Origin of the sequence: Cryobacterium sp. M25 (assembly GCF_002929635.1) — a bacterium.
GTDB classification, from domain to species: Bacteria; Actinomycetota; Actinomycetes; order Actinomycetales; family Microbacteriaceae; genus Cryobacterium; species Cryobacterium sandaracinum.
In genome coordinates this window covers 99,726-115,254 of sequence record NZ_PJJU01000053.1, presented here as the reverse complement: position 1 = coordinate 115,254, position 15,529 = coordinate 99,726, and the positions used below count along the sequence as shown (strand labels likewise).

Sequence of the window (15,529 nt, the reverse complement as noted above, 5' to 3'; positions counted from 1 at the left end):
TCAGTGACCGGTGTGCCCGGGCACAACTACGGTGTGCTCGTCGATCTCCACGCCGACCTCTCGGAACGTGCGTTGCACGTTCTCCAGGATCAGCACCGACTCGCGCGGCCCGAACGCCACCTGGGCGCCATTGAGCAGCAACACCTGTTCGCAGACCTCGCGGGCGAGCTGGAGGTCGTGGGTGGAGACGACCACGGCCACCCCCTCCTCCTTCAAACGCTTGACGGTGCCCACGAGCGCGTCCCGATTCTGCTGGTCGAGGCCGTTGAACGGCTCATCGAGCAGCAGCAGGCGGGGCCCCGCGGCCACGGCCCGCGCGAGCAGTCCGCGCTGCTGCTGGCCGCCGGAGAGTTCCCCGAAGCGGGTTTTCGCGCGATGCGCGAGGCCCACCGCGTCGAGTGCACGGGCCACGGCCTGACGGTCGCGCTTACCGGGCAGGCGCAGCCAGCCTAGCGAGCGGTAGCGCCCCATCATGACGACCTGCTCGAGCGTGACCGGGAACTGCTGGTCGATCTCGTCGGCCTGCGGCACGTAGCCGATGGATCCGGCCGGGGCCGCTGCCGCTCCCAGCACCTCGACGGTACCGCTCACGCGCTGGATCAGACCGAGGATGCCCTTGAGCAGCGTGGACTTGCCGGACCCGTTGGGCCCGATCAGCGCCACGGCCTCGCCGGCGTGCACCTCGAAGTCGATGTCGGCCAGGGCAGGGCTCTGGCCGTAGGAAAAGGAGGCGCCCGCCACCTTGAGCGCGACAGGCACGCTCGGCCGTACTTGAGAAGGGTTCTCGATCACTGACTAACTATCGCAGGTCTGCGGGCACCGCGGTGGGCTCGGCTCCCCAGGATTCGAGGATCAGGCCGACGTTGTGCAGCTGCGAACTGATGTAGGTGGCGCCGTCACTGTGCCGCGCACCGAGGGAGTCGCTGTAGAGCGCATCCTCTCCCGAGTACACGATGACGCCGGCCTCGCCGGCGATGGTGTCGGCGGCCTTCGGGCTGATCGAGGCCTCGGAGAATACCGCCTTGACCCCGGTGGCCGTGATGGCGGCGACGAGTTCGTCGATCGCGGCGGCGCTGGGCTCGGCGTTGTCGTCGAAGCTCGGGACGATGGAGCCGACGTAGGTGATGCCGTAGGCCTCGGTGAAGTAGCCGAATGCGTCGTGGTTGCTCACGAGCAGGCGCTGCTCGGCGGGCACGGCGTCGATGTTGGTACGGATCCAGTCGTCGAGCTCGGCCAGCCGGCCGGTGTAGGCGGTCGCGTTGGCCTCGAAGTCCGGGGCCAGGTCCGGCTGGGCATCACTGAGGCCCGTGACGATGGTGACGGCCATGGTCTCGGCATTGGACACGTCGGTCCAGATGTGCGGGTTGCCGCCCTGGTGGGAGTGCTCGGCGCCATCCGTCGCGGCCTTGTCGTCGGCGTGGTCCTCTTCGCTGGCTGCGATGTCCTGGATCTCGATGCCCTCGTCGGAGTCGATCGTCACGCCGTCGAAGCCGCTGGCGCTGATTGCGTCGTCGAGCCACTCCTCGAGGCCGACCCCATTGATCACGAGCACATCGGCCTCACCGAGGGCCGTCAAGTCGGCCGCGGACGGGTCATAGCTGTGCGCGCTCTGGTTGGGCTGGATGAGCTGGGTCACTACTACGCCCGCGGTGTCGCCGACGACGTTGCGGGTGAGGTCCGCCACCTGGGTGGTCGTCGCGACCACCTTGAGGTCGCCGGCGGCGGCGCCATCCGCCGAACCGCCGGTCGGAGTGCAGCCGGCCAGGGTCAGCGCGGCAACGGCGGCCAGGGCGGTGAGGACGAATCGATTGTTGATCACAGGGCCGACGTTACGCCTAATGATAATGATTGTCAACACCAATAAGGGCTGCCGCCGGGATCTCCTCCGGGACCTTACTCGAGTAGCAGCGCGGGCTCCTCGATGATGCTCGCGACATCCGCCAGGAAGCGGCTCGCGACATCCCCATCGACCACGCGATGGTCGAAGCTCGCGCCGATGGTCGTCACCTGACGCACCCGCACCTCGCCGTCGACGACCCACGGTTTGGGCTTGATCGTTCCGAGGGCCACGATGCCGGCCTCGCCGGAGTTGAGGATGGGCGTGCCGGTATCCATGCCGAAGACACCGATATTGGTGATCGTGATCGTGCCGTTCGACATCTCCGCCGGCGAGGTCTTGCCGTCCCGCGCGGTGAGCGTGAGCTTCTCAAGGGCGCGGGCCAGTTCAAGCAGGCTCATGTCCTGCGCTTCCTTCACATTGGGCACGATGAGCCCACGGGGGGTGGCCGCGGCGATGCCCAGGTTCACGTAGTGCTTGATCACGATTTCCTCGTCGGTGAAAACCGAGTTGACCGTGGGGTTGCGCCGCACGGCCCAGATCATGGCTTTGGCCATGATCAGCATCGGGGACACGCGCACGCCCGCGAAGTCGGTGGACGCCTTGAGCCGCTTGACGAACTCCATGGTGCGGGTGGCGTCCACGTCGACAAAGAGGCTCACGTGCGGTGCGGTGAAGGCGCTGGAGGCCATGGCCTGGGCGATGGCCTTGCGCACGCCTTTGACCGGGACGCGCTCCTCACGGTCGCTGGGCCATTCCGGCGTCTGGATGTTGCGGAACACGCTGGCCTGGGTGGCCTCCCGCAGCACGTCCTCGCGGGTGACGTCGCCGACCGGGCCGGTCGCCTCGACCAGGGACAAGTCCACACCGAGGTCCTTGGCCAGCTTGCGGATCGGCGGCTTGGCGACGACGGGGCCCGCGGATGCCGCGCGCGGCAGCTGCGGGAGCTGCGAAGTGGCCGGGCGCGTGGGGTGCACGGGCGGCGGCGCGATCGACTCGTGGGCGACGGGGGTGACCCCGTGGCGCTTGCGCCGGGTGGGCATGGTCGCCGCGGCGCCGCGCCCGACCAGGACCGCGCCCGGCGTCTCGGCCGGCTCGTCCGTGATGGTGGAGCCGGCATCCGCTGCCGCGCTGGCCAGCTCGCCCGCGCCGTTCGCGATCGCACTGCTCGACGCAGACGCGACGGCGACGGTCTCGGCCACGATGGTGATGATGACCGTTCCGACGTCGACGGTCGTGCCGGGTTTCACCAGGATCTCCCCGACCACGCCGACGTACGGCGACGGCAGCTCGACGAGCGACTTCGCGGTCTCGATCTCGACCAGCACCTGGTTGATCGACACGGTGTCGCCGGGCGCCACCTTCCACTCCACGATTTCGGCCTCGGTGAGACCCTCGCCGACGTCGGGCAGTGTGAATTTCGACACGCTCATCGAGTACGCTCCTTGCGATTGGTGAGGCGAGAAGCCCTGGTGCGACTCATATCAGTAGGAGAGGGCGCGGTCGACGGCCTCGAGCACGCGGTCCGGGCTGGGCAGGAAGTGCGTCTCGACGGCGGCCGGCGGGAACGGGGTGTCGAAACCGGAGACGCGCAGCACGGGAGCCTCGAGCAGGTAGAAGGCCTTCTCCGTGACGGTCGCGGCGATCTCCGATCCGACGCTGACGAAGCCGTGGGCCTCCTGGGCGACGACCAGATGCCCGGTCTTCTCGACCGACGCGAGGATGGGACCGTAGTCGATCGGCGAGATTGAACGCAGGTCGATGACCTCGACGCTGGTTCCCTCCGCCGCCGCGAGATCCGCCGCCTGCAGCAGGACGCTGACCATGGCGCCGTGGCCGACGACCGTCGCATCCGTGCCGCTGCGTACCACGCGGCTGGCGTGCAGGGGCGTGCCGCTCTCAGCAAGGTTCACCTCACCCTTGGGCCAGTAGCGGCTCTTGGGCTCGAAGAAGATGACCGGGTCGTCGGAGGCGATGGCCTCCTGCAACATCCAGTAGGCGTCGTGCGGGTTCGACGGGCTGACCACGCGCAGGCCCGGCGTGTGCGCGAAGTACGTCTCCGGGCTCTCCTGGTGGTGCTCGATCGACCCGATGTGGCCGCCGTAGGGGATGCGGATCACGACGGGCATGGAGACCTCACCCTCGTGCCGGTTGCGCATCCGCGCCAGCTGGCTGGTGATCTGGTCAAAGCCGGGGAAGACGAACCCGTCGAACTGGATCTCGCAGACCGGGCGGTAGCCGCGCAGGGCCAGGCCGATGGCCGTACCGATGATGCCGGACTCGGCCAGCGGGGTGTCGAGCACGCGCTTGTCGCCGAATTCGGCGATCAGACCCTCGGTGACGCGGAAGACCCCGCCCAGCGGGCCGATGTCCTCGCCCATCATCAGCACCCGGGGGTTGTCGCGCATGGCCTGGCGCAGGCCCGCGTTGAGGGCCTTCGTCATGGGCAGGTTCGCCGTTCCGGTTCCGGGAATAGCCCGCTTGGCGGCGGCCGGGTGTCCCGGGGTCGGCATCGCGGTGGTCGGTGTGGCGAGGCCGGTGGTGCTCGTCACGATCGTGTCGCTCACGCGTCGCCTCCTTCGAAGGATGCCTCGTAGTGGTCGAGCCAGGCCTTCTGTTCCTGGATCAGCGGGTGGGGTTCGGCGTAGACGTTGTCGAAGATGACGGCCTTCTCCGGGGAGTGGATGTCGAGGGCCCGGCGGCGCACATCCGCGGCGTAGTCGTCGGCCTCCTCGTCGACGGCGTCGAGGAACTCCTGCTCGACGCCCAGTCCCTGCAGGTAGCTGCGGAAGCGCACGATCGGGTCGCGGGCCACCCAGTATGCCAGCTGCTCCGGGTCGCGGTACTTGGTGGGGTCGTCGGCCGTGGTGTGGGCACCGACTCGGTAGGTCAGGGCCTCGATCAGGGCGGGGCCGTGGCCGGCGCGGGCGTCGTCGAGGTGCTTGGCCGTCACCGCGAAACTGGCGAGCACGTCGTTGCCGTCGATCTGGGTGCCGGGCATGCCGAAGCCGGCGGCACGCAGGTAGAGCGGAGTGCGGGACTGCCGGGTCACGGGAACCGAGATGGCCCAGTGGTTGTTCTGCAGGAAGAAGACCTGCGGGGTCTGGTAGCTGGCGGCGAAGACGAGCGCCTCGTTGGCGTCGCCCTGCGACGAAGCTCCATCGCCGTAGTACACGATGACGGCCTGGTCGGTCTCGGGATTGCCGGTCGCGGTCGCGCCGTCGAGCTGCATGCCCATCGCGTAGCCCGTGGCGTGCAGGGTCTGCGAGGCCAGCACCAGGGTGTACAGGTGGAAGTTGCCGTGGTCCTCGGGGGTCCAGCCGCCGAGGGTGACGCCGCGCAGCATCCGCAGGATATCGACGGGGTCGAGTCCGCGGATCATGCCGACGACGTGCTCGCGATAGGACGGGAACACGTGGTCCTGCGGCCGGGTTGCGTAGGCGGAGCCGACCTGGGCGGCCTCCTGGCCGTGGCTGGGCACCCAGAGGGCCAGCTGGCCCTGCCGCTGCAGGTTCGCAGCCTCGGTGTCGAACCGGCGCACCACCACCATGTCGCGGTAGAACCGCCGATGGTCGGCCTCGGTCAGTCGATCGAGGTAGGGCAGGAACTCGGCCGCGGAATCGCTCGGGGCGAAGACACCCTCCGGGGAGAGCATTCGCACCGTGGGAGAGGCACTCGGGGTCGCTGACACCGTACTAACCTAGCTTCCGGGCTGGGTGCCCCGTTGGTAGATCGTCAACAATGTCGGCGCAAATACCCAGGAGCTTCTCCACGGATTCTTCCTCACCGATCGAAATTCGGATGCCCTCGGGGAACGGGCGCACGATCAGGCCGACGGCCGACAGGACATCGGCGATGTCGGCGGTGTCCTCGGCGGTGGGCAGCCAGATGAAGTTTCCCTGAGGCACCGGAATGTTCCAGCCCTGCTCGCTCAGCAGGCGCCAGATCCGGTCGCGCCGCTCGGTCAGGGCACGCACCCGCCGCAGCAGCTGGTCGGCGGCGTCGAGAGAGGCGATCGCGGCCGCACCGGCAACACCTGTGACCGAGAGCGGGATCGCGGTGGACCTCGCCGCATCGAGCACGGCGACGGGACCGAGGGCGTAGCCGACGCGCAGGCCGGCCAGGCCGTAGGCCTTGGAGAAAGTGCGCAGCACGACCAGGTTCGGGAACCGGGACAGCAGTGGCAGGCCGGTGACCGCCTCGGGGTCGGTGACGAACTCGCAGTAGGCCTCATCGAGGATGACGAGGAGGTCCGGCGGGACGACGGCCATGAACGATTCGAACTCGTCGCCCGTGACGGCGGTCCCGGTCGGATTGTTCGGACTGCAGATGATGACGACGCGGGTATGGTCCGTGATGCGGGTGGCCATCTCGGGCAGGTCGTGGCCATGGTCGGCCCGGTTCGGAACCTGCACGCTCGTGGCACCGGCGACGGTGACCAGGCCGGGGTAGGCCTCGAAGGAGCGCCACGAGTAGAGCACCTCGTCACCCGGTCCCGCGGCGGCGAGGATGAGCTGGGCCAGGAGGGCCACGGAGCCGGCACCGATGTGCACCTCGTCGACGCTCAGGCCGAACTGCGTGGCCAGCCGTTCGCGCAGGGCCAGCGCCGAGGCATCCGGGTACCGGTTGTACGCGGTCTCGGCGTTCACGGCGGCGATGACGCCGGGCAGCGGATCGAAGGGGTTCTCGTTGCTCGAGAGTTTGAACGCACTGGCTGCGGCAGCTTGACCCTGCCGATAGGCCGGGAGGGCGACAATCTCGGGGCGCAGGCGGACCGAGGGCGGGTCTGATGGGCTCACTCGGCGATTCTACGCCGCGGCATATTCACGTGGCCGCATGGTTAGGCCCCGGGCTGGCCCATCCGTGCGACCAGTCACCGGCGATGCCATAGTGGAGTCATGGCCAGATTCCTGATCAAGCTGATCCTCAACTCCGTCGCCCTGTGGCTCACGACCCTGCTCGTCAGCGGGGTGCGGGTCGATCCGTTCGCCGAGGGCACGACCGCCCTGATCGCCACCTATCTGTTGGTCGCGCTGGTCTTCGGCCTCGTCAACAGTGTGATCGGCGGCTTCGTGCGGGTTGTCGCGTTCCCGGTCTACATCCTCACGCTCGGCCTGATTTCCTTGATCGTGAATGGTTTCCTGCTGATGATCGTGGCCTGGTTCTCGGGCCTGGTCGGCTTCGGGCTCGTGGTGGACGATTTCTGGTGGGGTGTGCTCGGCGCACTCGTGCTGGGCATCATCAGCTGGATTCTCGGCGTGCTGATCCGACCGGTCACCCCCCGCTCGTAGCGATCTCCAGCCGTCGGGTCAGCCGTCGGGTCAGCCGTCGGGTCAGCCGTCGGCCAGGCGGAAGCCCCGCCACCGGGAGGACTCGCCGGCTTCCGTGCCGAGGATCTTCCCGAGGGTCTCCCGGAACTCCTGCAATCGTGGTTCCTCGGAGCCGTCCATGAGCCGCCCGGTGTCCCGGTAGGCGGTGAGGGCGTGAGCCGGCAGCGGCCGGTCGACCGGCACCTCCGCCTCAGCGAACACCTCGCGGCGCACCACCAGGCGCTCATCGTCGCCGGTGGCCGTTCCCCCCAGGGCAGGGACAAGGTCGTCGGTGTGCTCGACCATGACGGCCTCCACGTCTGCGGGCAGGGCCACTTGGGCGGTGAGTCCCCCAAAGGTCGCCACCGCGACGGTGTTGAAGTCCCCGGACGCCGCTAGCTGCGCCGCGATCAACCCGCCCTGCGAGTGACCCACCGGAACCACCGGGTCGCCCGGCGCCACCCCGGCCTCCCGCATGGCATCGACGACCGCCCGATAGGAGCCGGAGCCCTGGTCGGCGAGGGCGACGAGGTTGGAGGTGAGGTCCCACGGTTGTTCCCCGGCGACCGGGCTCCACGCCGCGGTGCCGCCGATGTAGACCACCCAGGATGCGTCGTCCGGACCGCCATAACGCTCGATGCGCACCTGCGGGGCGTCCTCCGACACCGAGGGGATGCGGGCAGCCAGGTCCTCGAAGCCGGCCGGCGGAGCGACGGGCCGGCCGGGGAGAGCGGCGCCGGGCCGCACGGCACCCGCAGGCGGCGTGCCGAGGGGGCGGGTCCCACCGTCGAGCCGCTCCACCGACACGGGAGTCTCGCGCAGCAGGCCGAGGGGGCGGGCGAGCCCGACCAGGCCCGCCGCGGTCGTCGTGACACCGAGCAGGCCGAGGCCCTCGTCGCCGAGGGCCAGTGACACCGGGAACGGCACCCCGGCACGACCGGTGGCCGCGTCGTCGGCCGAGGAGACGATCACCCGCACCGCCTCGACCAGGACCGGGTTGGTCAGGGCCCGCGGATGCGCGTGGACCCAGGCGCCGATCTCGGCGGGCGCGTCTCCCGGACGCCGGCCGGTGAGCAGACCGCCGAGCACCAACCCCACCACGCCGACCGTGAGTCCGGGCACGGCCGCCAGGGCCAAAAGAGGTGCCAGCAGCCCGAGGGCGGAGCCCAGCCAGGCCCCGGAGAGGCTTGCTCCCCAGTCCCGCACGCGCTCGGCCCTGCCGTAGCCCTCCGCCGCCGCGATAAGAGCGTCGGCGAGGGTCTGGCTGCGCTCCGCGACTCGCTCCAGGGCGGAGCGGGCCGCGAACACGTTCATCCCGGCGTTGGGCAGGCTCATCACCGGACCGAGGGGCTGGTCGGAATCCAGTGCCTGGATGCGCGCCACCCGCACCAGCCAGTCCTCGGCGTCACCCTGAAGCAGCCGCAGCCGCGCCGCCTCGGCCAGCAGCGTGTCGGTGGCGACGAGCGTGCTCCCGCCGCCGGACACGATCAGGGTGTCGCCGGGGCCGCCAGGCTGCTCCCCCGTCATCGCACCGCCCGGGCTGGAGCCGGGCCGGGTGCCAGGGCCGGGACCGGCGCCCGGGCCTCGGCCAGAGCAGCCCCGCCCTGATCGATCGCAGCCACCACCTCGGTGAGGGCGGCGTCGAGGAGCCCGGCGGCTCGGCGGAGCTCGCCGGCGAGGTCGCTGCGCTGACGGTCGTAGCTCCGCTGGGCCTCTGAGCGCCACGAGCCGGTCAGGTCGCCGGCCGTGAGCCGGCCCGCCGCCATGTCGACGTCGTCGCGCAGCAGGCGCAGCAGCATCCGTCGCTGCCGAAGTTCGTCGAGGCGCGCCTCCAGCGCGTAATGAGTCACGATCGTGCAAGTCGAGCTGGTGCCGCCCGGAATCTCCATCTCCGCCCTTCTGCGCGCTGCGGATTCGCTGCCAGTGAGCGTGCCACCCCCGGCAGACGTGGTCGCTGCGAATCCGAGAGTTCACGGAACATGCCGCACGACGGCGGCTGGGGAGGGGGCCGGGTGCAACACAATGGGGAGATGGACATTGTGTCGATCACACCCGATGAGTCGACACCGTTCCGCATTATTTTCGTCTGCACCGGAAACATCTGCCGTTCGCCGATGGCCGAAGTCATGCTTCGCGACCTGATCACGCGCTCCGGCCTGGGTCGTTTGATCACCACCAGCTCCGCCGGCACCGGCGACTGGCATGTCGGCGAGCAGGCGGATCAGCGCACGATCGCCGCCCTGGCCACCCGCGGCTACGACGGCAGGCATCATCGGGCCCGCCAGTTCGACCCCGAGTGGTTTGCCGACCTCGACCTCGTCGTGGTGCTCGACCGCGCGCAGGAACGCATCCTGCGCAACTGGGCCACGACCGAGCGTGACCGCAGCAAGGTACGCCTGCTGCTCAGTTTCGATGCGGCCCAGGCTGCCCTGCTGGACGTTCCCGACCCCTACTATTCCGACGATGCTTTCTTTGACACGGTTCTTGGCATGATTGAAAGCGCAAATGAAGCGCTCTTCGCGCAACTTGCACCCGCAATCCGACAGGGAGTCCGATGAGTCCGTTACCGCCCCAGGTCCTCAGCCCACTCGATGGCCGCTACCGCGCCGCCGTCACCGAACTGGGCGAGTACCTATCCGAGGCAGGCCTCAATCGGGCCCGGGTGCAGGTCGAGGTGGAGTGGCTGATCACCCTCACCGACCGCAGCCTGTTCGGCTCCGTACCGCTGAACGCGGAGCAGAAGCTCGGCCTGCGCGCTCTGGTCACCGACTTCGGCCAGACCGAGATCGACGAGTTGGCCGTGCTGGAAGCCACCACCCGGCACGACGTGAAAGCCGTCGAGTACCTCGTGCGCCGCCGCCTGAGCACGCTGGGCCTCGACCACATCAGCGAGCTCACCCACTTCGCCGCCACCAGCGAGGACATAAACAACCTGTCCTACGCGCTGACCGTGAGCGACGCTGTGCGCGAGGTCTGGCTGCCCAAATTCCGCGCCGTCATCGGCGCCCTGCGCCTGCGCGCCCTCGAATACCGCGCCGACTCCATGCTGGCCCGCACACACGGCCAGCCGGCGACACCCACCACGGTGGGCAAGGAGCTCGCGGTCTTCGTCTACCGGCTCGAGCGCCTGGCCCAGCAGGTCGAGGACAGCGAGTACCTGGGCAAATTCAGCGGTGCCACCGGCACCTTCGCCGCCCACGTCGCGGCCGATCCCTCCGTCGACTGGCCGGCCGTGTCGCGCGGCTTCGTCGAGGGCCTCGGGCTCACCTGGAACCCGCTGACCACCCAGATCGAGCCCCACGACTGGCAGGCCGAGCTCTACTCGCGCGTCTCTCATACGAACCGGGTGCTGCACAACCTGGCGACGGATGTCTGGACCTACATCTCGCTCGGCTACTTCCGCCAGATCCCGCAGGTCGGGGCCACCGGCTCATCGACCATGCCGCACAAGATCAACCCCATCCGTTTCGAGAACGCGGAGGCCAACCTCGAGCTGTCCAGCGCGATCCTCGACTCGCTCGCGGCGACACTGGTGACCTCGCGGCTGCAGCGCGACCTGACCGACTCCACCACGCAGCGCAACATCGGCGTGGGCTTCGGGCACTCCCTGCTCGCCCTCGACAACATCCTGCGCGGCCTCGGCGAAATCGACATCGACCGCGCCATGCTCGCCCGCGACCTCGACGCCAACTGGGAGATCCTCGGCGAGGCGATCCAGACCGTGATCCGCGCCGAGGTGTCTTCGAGGCGCTCTACGATCGAGGACCCCTACGCCCTGCTCAAGGAACTCACCCGGGGCAAGCGGATCAACCGGGACGATCTGGTGGCCTTCGTCACCGAACTGGAGATCGGCGACGCCGCCAAGGCGCGGCTGCTCGAGCTGACCCCGGGCAGCTACGTGGGTCTCGCGGACCCGCTTCTCGACTACCTGACCTAGCGGCTGCGCGGGTGCTGCGCCGTTCCGCTGGTGGCGTGCCACTTGCGCAGCGGCGCACCCCACGCGCGGCGTCAGAATGCTCGTGGCGTCGGAGTACGCGCGGCGCCTCAGTTCAGAGGCCGCGGTCCTGCTCGTCGAGGTCGGACCTCTCGGCCGGGTTCGGCTTCATGCCGAGCACGAGCATCGCGATCACGACGAGCACGAGGATGAACGTGCCGCCGAAGCCGATCAACGCCAGCACCACGTCCCGAGTGCTCATCAGCACGACCAGGCCGAGGAACACGGCCATCGCGGCCGAGAAGCCGACGAGCTCGATCGGCTTGAGCTTCTCGGAACGGCTGGGTGTGCGCGGGGTGTTCTGGGTCACAGGGTGTCCGAATCGTTGGGTGAGGCCGTGAGGGCGAGGGCGGCATCCGTGCCGGACCACTTGAGGGAGAACCCGGCGATGGCGAGGTAGACGCCGAGCATCACGAGGTAGGCGCCGAACAGGCCGACCGACACCACTGCGTTGGGCGGCAGCAGCAGGAAGATCACGGCCAGCAGGGCGGTGACGGCGCCGACCAGCAGCCAGTCACGGTCGGCCGGGTCGCGCCGACGCGCACGGATGCCGCTGTACAGCTCGAGAAAACCGGTCACCACCGCCCAGACCGAGACCAGGAAGAGGAAGAAACCGAGCCCGCCCGCGTGGAAGAGCAGCGCGAGGAGGCCGGCGGCGACACCTACTGCGCCCTGCACCACAAAGAGGGACCGCTCCCGCGGATCGGCCAGCGTGCGCCGGCTGAGCAGACCCACCGTGAGGCCGCTGAGTAGCGCGAAGGCGCCGAACACGAGAAGGCCGAATTCCGCCGAATGATCGGCGTTGAAGGTAATCGCGGCCGCCGGCACAAGGGTGAGGGCGGCTCGCAGCACCGGCACCGGCCAGTACCGGCCGGTGGTGGAGTGTGGAGCCTGGGCGTTCGCCACGCGGCGACCTCTTTCATTGCGGGTTGAGACGGATACAGTCTACGCGGGCGGCCCTGGCCGCCCGCTGGGCCCCGGTGCGCAGATCGGTCAGAACAGGGTGTCGCCGATGTAGCCGTCCGTCGCGCATCCCGGCGGAATCGCGAACACCGCGGAACCGATCGGGGTGGTCCACTGGTTGAGCAGGTCTAGGGTGTCGAGGCGCTGCTGGATGGGCACGAACTGCGCGTCGACATCCGCCTGGAAACACGCGAACAGCAGTCCGGAGTTGGAGACGCCGGAACCCTGAGGCGCGTCGTCATAGTTGTAGCCGCGGCGGTGGATGCGCTGGGACCGGTCCTCCGACCGGGCGCGACGCAGGTGGGAGTACTCGGGGATGACCGGGAACCCGAGCGCGTTCGTCGCCGTGAAGTCGGGCTCGTCGCGCTCCTTCGTGCCCGTGAGCGGCGCCCCGACGGCGAGAGTGCGTCCGACCGCGGACTCGCGGCCCGAGCGGTCGAGCCCATCCCACGTGTCGAGGTTCATGCTGATCCGGCGTAGGACGAGGCTGGTTCCACCCACCAGCCAGCCGGGACCGGAGGCCGTGCCCCAGACCAGGGCATTGAAGTCGGCCGTTCCGGCGGCCGGGTTCGCGGTGCCGTCCACCTGGCCGAACAGGTTGCGCATGGTGGTGCCGGGCTTCTCCGAACCGGCCGCTCGGCGGAAGCCGGACTGAACCCACCGCACCGACGCGAAGGAGCGCAGGTCCTTCAGAAGCATCCGGGTGGCATGGGCGACCGTCATCGGGTCGTCGGCGGCGATCTGCAGCAGCAGGTCACCGTCGTTCCACTCCGGCTGGAGCCGGTCGATCGTGAACGCGGGCAGCGGCCTCAGCCAGCCGGGAGCCTCTCCCCCGGCGACGGCGACGAGGCCGGGCCCGAAGCCGAAGGTGACCGTCAGCCGGGCCGGCACGACGGCCAGCTCGGGTTCCGAATCGGCCAGGGCGCCCTCGCCCTGGGTGAGCCGGGCGGCATCGTCGGTCAGGATGCGCATCATCCGCCGCAGCGCGGCCCGGTCGATCTGCGCGAGCAGGTTGAGCGCCACGAACGTGACCCGGGCCTGCGGGTCGGTGTCCACCCCTGCCTGGTGCACCCCGAAGAAGGGAACGGCGTCGGTGCCGCGAAAGAGCGGTACCGATGGAGCGGCAGAGCCGCCGATCCCGGCCTTGGCCACGAGGTCGATGCCCATGGCTCCGGCCGCACCGATCCCGGCGGCGGCACCACCCAGAAGAAGGTGGCGCCGGCTGAGCCGGCGGCCCGACTGCACGGACGGTTCGGGCGGTCCACTCCGTTCATTCTCTGTGAGGGAACTCACTGGCTGTCGGTATCCATGTCCATTTCGGTGTCGCCCTCGTATGTTTCGTCGGCCCCGGTGTAGTCCTTCACCGGGGCCGAGAAGTCCAGGCTCGACCCGTCGGCGAGGTCGAGGGTGAAGGCGGCTGCATCGCCGGCGGCGAGCGGGACGGTGAGCCCCATCAGCATGATGTGGCGGCCGCCAGGGACGAGTTCGATGGAGCCGCCGGCCGGCACCACGAAGCCATCCGGATTCTCCTGCATGACCATGTCGCCGGCGTCGTTGGCCACGGTTTCGTGAAGTTCGATCATCGAGGCTGCGGATGTCTCGGCTGAGACGACCGTGATGTCGTCGGGTCCGGAGTTCTCGAGCAGGCCGAAGGCGCCGGTCATGCCGGACTCGCTCGCCTTGACCCAGGCATCCGTCATGGCCAGGGTGTCGGCCGAGGTGGGGCTGTCGGTCGTCGCCGCGGGTGCCTCGGTCGCGCCGGCGCAGCCCGAGAGGGCCAGAATCAGAGCGGCGGCGGCAACGACGAATCGGGTGGGAACGGTGTTGAGCTTCATGAGGGGTTCTCCTGGTGTGGTGCGTTGGGTGCTCGGGAAACGATGCGGTGTGTCAGGTGCTTCAGGTGCTTCAGGTGCTTCAGGTTTTTCACGGGTTGCCGCGGCGCCTGGCTCGCCAGGCAATGAACAGGGCGACGGCGGCCAGTCCACCGAGGGCACCGAGGAGACCCACCGCGACCACAGAGAGTCCCGTTCCGTCGGCGGTCTCTTCCGAGGCGGCGGATGTCGCGGCGCCGGACGGGTCCGGCGCCGCGGTCGCACCCGCAGTCGACTGTGACCGGGGCTGGGCCGCGGCGCCCACGGTGAAGGCGAAGGCGCCAGAGACCGGGTGACCGTCGGCGGACACGACCCGCCAGCGCACGTCGTAGGCACCGTCGGGCAGGTCGGCCGCCACCGGCTGGGTGGCCTGCGGCCCGTCGAGCCGCATATCGCCCTCTGCCCAGTTCTTCTCCTCGGTATCGACAACCATGACGATGGCGCCGACCTCGAGGATGTCGTCCGTGAACGTGATGGCGATCTCGGCGGGAGCGAGGTCGACGTTCTCACCGTCGGCCGGAACGGTCAACGCCACCTGGTCGTGCGCGTCGGCCGCCGGAGCCACCGGGCTGAATATGGACAGAGCGATCACGGCCAGGGTCAGGAAAACGGCTGCTGCCGGGCGTCGCGGTAGGGCAAAAATCATTGAAATCTCCGATTCGTGGAGGGAAGAGATGGGGCGGTGCGACGGCAGATTCACCGGGCACAGACGTGCCGGTGGCCGGGTGCGCAGACGCCGGCGACCTCACCGAGGTCGAACGGAATCGTTCGGGCCAGGTGTCAGCGGCTCTGCGGGTCAGCGGGTCGCGCGTAGGGTGCAGCGCATCGGGATCAGAGCGCACGGGTGAGAAGGTCAGAGCCTCACGGTGCCAGGGCGCGCAGGGGCGGACCGCGGCGGAGCACACTGGAGAGCAGTACGCCGAGATCGGCCGGAACGAAGACCCGGCGGAAAGCAGGGCGCACCGTCGCCGCATCCGTTCCGATCTGCGCCGGAGCGAGGCGTTCGATCAGGACCGCGATGAGACGGATCGTCGTCTCCTCGAGCAGCGCCCAGAACGTCTTCTCGCCGCGGTACAGGGCGGCGATGGTGACGAGGGCGGCCAGGGCGTGTGCCACCCACATCCAGCCACCAGGCAGGGCGCCGACCGCGTGCATCAGGTGGGGGGTCGCGTCGGCCAGGGTGACGGCTCCGTGATGGGAGGTGCTCGTCATCGTCGCGCTCGAGGCCCCGCCGAGGCCGAACAGAACGTGCAGCAGAAGCTGGCTGACCCCGACGGAGAGGGAGAGACGCAATAGCGACAAGCTTGTGCCGGCCAACAGTACGGACGCGATCCCCGCGAAGGCGAGGGCCAGACCCACGCTGAGCCAGCCGGGAGCGTTGCCGCCGCCGGCGATGTGCGAGAGGGCGGCGACGAAGACGGCGACGGATGCGGTCAGCCAGCCGCGACCGAATCGCGCCCACCTGCTCGTCATGGCTCTCCCTCGCACCGGAACCGCCCCGATCGGGGTCAGGGTCGGGTCCCTGACTGAACCCTACCGCCCTGACCTGTGCGCC

The 15,529-nt window shown here is 69.3% G+C and carries 17 protein-coding genes; 3 read left to right on the top strand and 14 right to left on the bottom strand.

Annotated elements, in window-relative coordinates:
* The 6 genes from CXY81_RS09940 to CXY81_RS09915 all read right to left on the bottom strand — a co-directional run bounded on the left by CXY81_RS09940 (position 1) and on the right by CXY81_RS09915 (position 6,636).
* Positions 1 to 759, bottom strand: coding sequence for a metal ABC transporter ATP-binding protein (locus tag CXY81_RS09940; protein WP_158252046.1), 759 nt, complete (start codon positions 757 to 759; stop codon positions 1 to 3).
* Positions 760 to 799: 40 nt separating this feature from the next.
* Complete coding sequence (locus tag CXY81_RS09935) at positions 800 to 1,819, bottom strand: metal ABC transporter substrate-binding protein (RefSeq protein ID WP_104194746.1); 1,020 nt, start codon at positions 1,817 to 1,819, stop codon at positions 800 to 802.
* Between the two features lie 74 nt (positions 1,820 to 1,893).
* Positions 1,894 to 3,270, bottom strand: a complete 1,377-nt coding sequence (locus tag CXY81_RS09930) for a dihydrolipoamide acetyltransferase family protein (protein ID WP_104099758.1) — start codon at positions 3,268 to 3,270, stop codon at positions 1,894 to 1,896.
* A gap of 51 nt (positions 3,271 to 3,321) precedes the next feature.
* Positions 3,322 to 4,281, bottom strand: coding sequence for an alpha-ketoacid dehydrogenase subunit beta (locus CXY81_RS09925; protein WP_233194121.1), 960 nt, complete (start codon positions 4,279 to 4,281; stop codon positions 3,322 to 3,324).
* A 119-nt stretch (positions 4,282 to 4,400) separates the two neighbouring features.
* Entirely contained in the window at positions 4,401 to 5,492 is a 1,092-nt protein-coding gene (locus tag CXY81_RS09920) for a thiamine pyrophosphate-dependent dehydrogenase E1 component subunit alpha (protein ID WP_104169832.1), read from the bottom strand.
* Positions 5,493 to 5,532: 40 nt separating this feature from the next.
* Complete coding sequence (locus tag CXY81_RS09915; RefSeq protein WP_104194745.1) at positions 5,533 to 6,636, bottom strand: histidinol-phosphate transaminase; 1,104 nt, start codon at positions 6,634 to 6,636, stop codon at positions 5,533 to 5,535.
* A 99-nt stretch (positions 6,637 to 6,735) separates the two neighbouring features.
* On the opposite strand from CXY81_RS09915, the gene CXY81_RS09910 reads away from it, so the two are divergent.
* The gene (locus tag CXY81_RS09910; RefSeq protein ID WP_104099761.1) at positions 6,736 to 7,128 is read left to right on the top strand and encodes a phage holin family protein; all 393 of its coding nucleotides are present in this window, start codon (positions 6,736 to 6,738) and stop codon (positions 7,126 to 7,128) included.
* A 42-nt stretch (positions 7,129 to 7,170) separates the two neighbouring features.
* On the opposite strand, the gene CXY81_RS09905 is transcribed toward CXY81_RS09910, so the two are convergent.
* The gene (locus CXY81_RS09905; protein WP_104169834.1) at positions 7,171 to 8,673 is read right to left on the bottom strand and encodes a hypothetical protein; all 1,503 of its coding nucleotides are present in this window, start codon (positions 8,671 to 8,673) and stop codon (positions 7,171 to 7,173) included.
* A complete protein-coding gene (locus CXY81_RS09900) occupies positions 8,670 to 8,996 on the bottom strand; it encodes a hypothetical protein (RefSeq protein WP_158252045.1) in 327 nt (108 codons plus the stop codon). The genes CXY81_RS09905 and CXY81_RS09900 overlap by 4 nt, the downstream gene beginning before the upstream one ends.
* 180 nt (positions 8,997 to 9,176) lie before the next feature.
* Here CXY81_RS09900 and CXY81_RS09895 point away from each other — a divergent pair, with 180 nt between their 5' ends.
* Together CXY81_RS09895 and purB are read left to right on the top strand one after the other, a co-directional pair.
* Entirely contained in the window at positions 9,177 to 9,704 is a 528-nt protein-coding gene (locus CXY81_RS09895) for a low molecular weight protein-tyrosine-phosphatase (RefSeq protein WP_104099783.1), read from the top strand.
* Positions 9,701 to 11,083, top strand: coding sequence for an adenylosuccinate lyase (gene purB, locus CXY81_RS09890; protein ID WP_104169836.1), 1,383 nt, complete (start codon positions 9,701 to 9,703; stop codon positions 11,081 to 11,083). Before CXY81_RS09895 ends, purB begins: the two co-directional genes overlap by 4 nt.
* Positions 11,084 to 11,195: 112 nt before the next feature.
* Here purB and CXY81_RS09885 read toward each other — a convergent pair whose 3' ends face one another.
* The 6 genes from CXY81_RS09885 to CXY81_RS09860 all read right to left on the bottom strand — a co-directional run bounded on the left by CXY81_RS09885 (position 11,196) and on the right by CXY81_RS09860 (position 15,447).
* Complete coding sequence (locus CXY81_RS09885) at positions 11,196 to 11,450, bottom strand: hypothetical protein (protein WP_104169837.1); 255 nt, start codon at positions 11,448 to 11,450, stop codon at positions 11,196 to 11,198.
* Positions 11,447 to 12,046: an HdeD family acid-resistance protein gene (locus CXY81_RS09880; RefSeq protein ID WP_104194744.1), complete on the bottom strand. Its 600-nt coding sequence runs from the start codon at positions 12,044 to 12,046 to the stop codon at positions 11,447 to 11,449. Before CXY81_RS09880 ends, CXY81_RS09885 begins: the two co-directional genes overlap by 4 nt.
* An 87-nt stretch (positions 12,047 to 12,133) precedes the next feature.
* On the bottom strand, positions 12,134 to 13,396 hold the full coding sequence (locus CXY81_RS09875; RefSeq protein ID WP_233194113.1) for a Dyp-type peroxidase: 1,263 nt from the start codon (positions 13,394 to 13,396) through the stop codon (positions 12,134 to 12,136).
* Positions 13,393 to 13,938: a copper chaperone PCu(A)C gene (locus CXY81_RS09870; protein ID WP_104194743.1), complete on the bottom strand. Its 546-nt coding sequence runs from the start codon at positions 13,936 to 13,938 to the stop codon at positions 13,393 to 13,395. The genes CXY81_RS09875 and CXY81_RS09870 overlap by 4 nt, the downstream gene beginning before the upstream one ends.
* Positions 13,939 to 14,026: 88 nt before the next feature.
* Positions 14,027 to 14,620, bottom strand: a complete 594-nt coding sequence (locus CXY81_RS09865; RefSeq protein ID WP_104169840.1) for a copper resistance protein CopC — start codon at positions 14,618 to 14,620, stop codon at positions 14,027 to 14,029.
* Positions 14,621 to 14,835: 215 nt separating this feature from the next.
* Positions 14,836 to 15,447 (bottom strand): hypothetical protein, encoded by a 612-nt coding sequence (locus CXY81_RS09860; protein WP_104194742.1) that lies wholly within the window; start codon positions 15,445 to 15,447, stop codon positions 14,836 to 14,838.
* Positions 15,448 to 15,529 lie beyond the last annotated feature (82 nt).

What these genes read in the sequence shown, in the direction of transcription:
- CXY81_RS09865 (WP_104169840.1), bottom strand. Translation starts at nt 14,620, where the DNA reads ATGATTTTTGCCCTACCGCGACGCCCGGCAGCAGCCGTTTTCCTGACC.
- CXY81_RS09930 (WP_104099758.1), bottom strand. Translation starts at nt 3,270, where the DNA reads ATGAGCGTGTCGAAATTCACACTGCCCGACGTCGGCGAGGGTCTCACC.
- CXY81_RS09870 (WP_104194743.1), bottom strand. Translation starts at nt 13,938, where the DNA reads ATGAAGCTCAACACCGTTCCCACCCGATTCGTCGTTGCCGCCGCCGCT.
- CXY81_RS09905 (WP_104169834.1), bottom strand. Translation starts at nt 8,673, where the DNA reads ATGACGGGGGAGCAGCCTGGCGGCCCCGGCGACACCCTGATCGTGTCC.
- CXY81_RS09920 (WP_104169832.1), bottom strand. Translation starts at nt 5,492, where the DNA reads ATGCTCTCCCCGGAGGGTGTCTTCGCCCCGAGCGATTCCGCGGCCGAG.
- CXY81_RS09910 (WP_104099761.1), top strand. Translation starts at nt 6,736, where the DNA reads ATGGCCAGATTCCTGATCAAGCTGATCCTCAACTCCGTCGCCCTGTGG.
- CXY81_RS09860 (WP_104194742.1), bottom strand. Translation starts at nt 15,447, where the DNA reads ATGACGAGCAGGTGGGCGCGATTCGGTCGCGGCTGGCTGACCGCATCC.
- CXY81_RS09895 (WP_104099783.1), top strand. Translation starts at nt 9,177, where the DNA reads ATGGACATTGTGTCGATCACACCCGATGAGTCGACACCGTTCCGCATT.
- CXY81_RS09925 (WP_233194121.1), bottom strand. Translation starts at nt 4,281, where the DNA reads ATGACGAAGGCCCTCAACGCGGGCCTGCGCCAGGCCATGCGCGACAAC.
- purB (WP_104169836.1), top strand. Translation starts at nt 9,701, where the DNA reads ATGAGTCCGTTACCGCCCCAGGTCCTCAGCCCACTCGATGGCCGCTAC.